The following is a 1,349-nucleotide window of genomic DNA, read 5'->3' as shown; positions in this document are numbered from 1 at the left end:
CAGGGCTTGATCAAGTTCCGTTGAGGTCGGGCTTGTAGGTGATGCCCAGGATGGGGAGGGCTCGTTCGGGTTGGTCGCGGATGGCGCGGGTGGTCTTCGCGATGTTGGTCGCTCCGAGGGCTTTGAGGGCTCCGATCGCGAGGTTGCGGAGTGTGGCCATGACGCGGGGTGCGTTGCCGGCGTGGACAGTGGAGGCGTCTTCGGCGAAGGTACGGTCGCGGATGTGGTACTGGGCTTCCACGGTCCAGTGCCCGCGCAGGTGGGAGGCGAGTTCGGCCGGTTTCGTCTGGTGGACGTCGAGGCTGGTGACCGCATAGACGGTCTCGCGGGTCTCCTTCCTGCCGGTCTCTTTGCGGCGGCGGTGGACGCGGAGGGCGAGCTTCGCGTGGGGGAAGGCGATGCCGCCAAGGTTGTCGGCGATGGCGAGAGTCTTGATCGAGCGGGACTCGCGACGGCCGTGTCCCTTGTTCGAGGCGGTGTGCTGGATGGCCACCACATGCCAGTCCAGACCGTCCAGTTGGGCCCAGGCGGTGGGCTGATTGGGCTTGATCACGGCCACGTAGTGCGCCTTCTTGGTCTCGGCCAGCCAGGCGACGTTGGCCTTCACGGAGTGCAGCGCGTCGAAGGTGACCACGTCTCCGTTCAGGTCGAGCGGTGCAAGCAGGGGCTGGAAGTGCCGTGTGTCGTTGGTCTTGGACCCAACCTCAGCCTGGGCGAGGGTGACCGGGCAGCCGTGAGTGACGGCGGACAGCAGGTGCCGGCGGGGCTGGTCCAGGCGGGCGGAGCCCCGCAGTGCCTTGCCGTCCACGGCGATCACCCGTCGCCTGCCCGGGGCTGCGGCCCTATGGCGGTGAGCCAACCAGGCTCCTGCGGCCGCATCGAGCGCGTCGGTGTCGAGACGCTCGAGGACCCTCCCGATCGCCGACCTGGACGGCGCATGCCGCCAGCGCAGCAGGTGACGGCGCACGCCGAGCGCGGCGAGCAGCCCTGCGTCGGCGCGGGCGCCCCACTCGGCGAGTTCGTCGATGGTCCGGGCTCCCGAGACCGCGGCGGCCGCGCAGACCAGCAGGATCGAGGTCAGCGAGTACCAGCGGCCCCGCCGGGAGCGAGGATCGGGCACCGCCTCCAGGAAGAACCGCAGGTCAGACATGTCGTCCGGATTGAGCGGACCCAACTTGGCCAACACGGCAGGGATCGGGGAAGATGAGACAGCGGACACGGGAACCCTTTTGATCACTTGGCTTAGACACCTGAATGATCACGGATCCCGTGTCCGCTCTGTCATCCACCCCAACCCGCGGCATCCTCACGCCAGTTGGGCGATCCCGGGAACTTGCGCAAGCCCTGGC

At 68.3% G+C, this 1,349-nt stretch carries 1 protein-coding gene; it reads right to left on the bottom strand.

Features of this window, described 5'->3' with window-relative positions; all coding sequences use genetic code 11:
* Positions 1 to 10: 10 nt before the first annotated feature.
* Complete coding sequence (locus ABZ910_RS36275; protein WP_361373695.1) at positions 11 to 1,150, bottom strand: ISAs1 family transposase; 1,140 nt, start codon at positions 1,148 to 1,150, stop codon at positions 11 to 13.
* Between the last annotated feature and the right edge of the window lie 199 nt (positions 1,151 to 1,349).

This window comes from Streptomyces sp. NPDC046805 (assembly GCF_040645355.1).
Classification (GTDB): Bacteria; Actinomycetota; Actinomycetes; order Streptomycetales; family Streptomycetaceae; genus Streptomyces.
Note: the sequence above shows the minus strand (reverse complement) of the source record. Positions and strands in the feature narration are given on the sequence as shown.